Origin of the sequence: Lactobacillus nasalidis, from assembly GCF_016587775.1 — a bacterium.
In the GTDB taxonomy this organism is placed as follows: domain Bacteria; phylum Bacillota; class Bacilli; order Lactobacillales; family Lactobacillaceae; genus Lactobacillus; species Lactobacillus nasalidis.
The window spans coordinates 1-1790 of record NZ_BOCG01000234.1 but is presented as its reverse complement, the minus strand read 5'-3'; the positions used below and the strand labels follow the sequence as shown (position 1 = coordinate 1790).

The 1790-nt window shown below is 57.5% G+C and carries 2 protein-coding genes; both read right to left on the bottom strand.

What is annotated here, in order from left to right; genetic code table 11:
* On the bottom strand, window positions 1-837 hold an 837-nt coding region (locus lacNas_RS03870), incomplete at its 3' end, for an MFS transporter (protein WP_201346615.1).
* 4 nt (window positions 838-841) lie between these two features.
* On the bottom strand, window positions 842-1790 hold a 949-nt coding region (locus lacNas_RS03865; protein ID WP_201346614.1), incomplete at its 5' end, for a subtype B tannase.

Genomic DNA, 1790 nt, shown 5'->3' with positions numbered 1-1790 from the left:
GGCATATTTTTTGGTCAGCTGCATGTACTTGCCGAAGATAAGGCCAGCTACCAGGGAGATGACGGCTACGGCCGCGGTGACGTTGGCGGCGTCAGTGGCTGAACCGGAATGAGTTTCCACCACCGTCAGGCTGAATTCCAGGATGCCGGAGCTGTAAGCCATATTGAAGAGGAACATGGCCAGCATCCACCAGATGACGTTCAAGCTGAGCTTGGTCTTGGCCCGCGGCTGCTGACTGGCGGCCGGAGCAGCCTGCTTCTGGTCCTTTGGCAGGTAGATCCAGGTCAGGAAGAAGATGATGAGGCCGATCAGGTAAACGCTGAAGCCCATCCGCCAGCTGGTCTGAATGAAGAGGCCGACGATGAAGGTCATCAAAGTGTTGGCCAGGCCGGAAAAGGCGCTCTGGAAGCCCATCAGCTTGTTTCTTTCCTGGTAGTAGTCGGCCAAAAGGCTGGTGCCGATCGGCTGCACCAGGCCGACGCTGAAGCCCAGGAAGAGGCGGGCAAGCAGGATGACGCCGAAGCTGGTCACGAACAGCGGCGCGATCCCGCTGATCACGAAGAGCAGGGAACCGAAAAGCAGCAGCTTCTTCTTGCCAAACTTGGCCGTCAGCATCCCAACCAATACCAAGGCCAAAAGCTGGGCCGCGTTAGGCAAAGAAACGAATGACTTGAGCATGACGTCGGAAATGCCCGGGTAGCTGGCCTTCAGGCTCGGCAGAAAGACCGAGCCCAGGCCCACCCCAGTCAAAAGCAGGGTGGAAGACAAAATCGCCGTCTTGAACATCAAGCTGCTGGCATCAGCCTCGGCAGCCGTTTTGCGTGCAGTGCTTTCCATGATGTCAGCCTTCTTTCTCAGCAATCCGGTCGATCCAGTCAAAGAGCTCATCCAGGTCATAGTCGCCGCTGTGCGGGATGCCCCATGGCAGGGCAAAGTCGACTTCCTTGCCCTGGTTGGCCAAGAGGGTAGCCAGGATCACCGGGATGGCAAAGGAGGTATCCCGGTCGCTGGCCCCGTGCCGGATCCGCCAGTATTTCGGCGTGTCCGTCTGGCCACTGAGCAGGTGGGCAACCGGGTTGACGGCCGCGATCAAGTCCGCTGGCGCCAAAGTCGTGTCCACGTGGCTGTGCTCTTGGGAGAAGCTGGTGAAGTGGCGCGGCTTGCCGCCCTTTTCACCGAACAGGTCCGTTTCCGGGCTCTTGGCATCCAGGTCGTCAAAGGCTGGCACGGCCTTCATTCTGGTGATGAAGTGGAAGTACTTGTCCCAGTCAAGATCAGTGACTTGGCCGTCTTTTACCGTTAAGTAGTCAGCTTTCGCCAATTCCGGCTTGTCTGCCAAAGCCTTTTGAGCTGATGCTTTCAAGTACTTGATGACCAAGTCGCGGAAGGAGCCGCTGCCGTCAGGGTTTAGGGAAAGCTTTTCGCCAGTCTCTGGATCTTGTAAGTTCAAGGAGTTGAGGTAGGCGATGAACTGGTCTTTCAGTTGCGGGGAGAGGGTCTGTTCTTCAGCAGTTAATTCCCCGGAAACCGGCACGAAGTTTGGCTTGCCGTCCTTGAAGCCTTCGATCTTGGTCCGGTGCCAGTCGTTGATGCCGCAGAATTCCCATTCATAAGCCGCGTCGGCATGCTCCAGGTTGTGGATCGGGCAGTAGGCGGAAACGGCAAAGATGTCGTCAGTCCCCGGAGCCGCCCCGATCTCTTCCAGATATTTTTCAAAAAAGCTGCTGTTGCCGCTGGCGCCAGTCAAAGCACTGGTGGCCCCGCCGGCACTGGTGCCGTTGGTGATGATT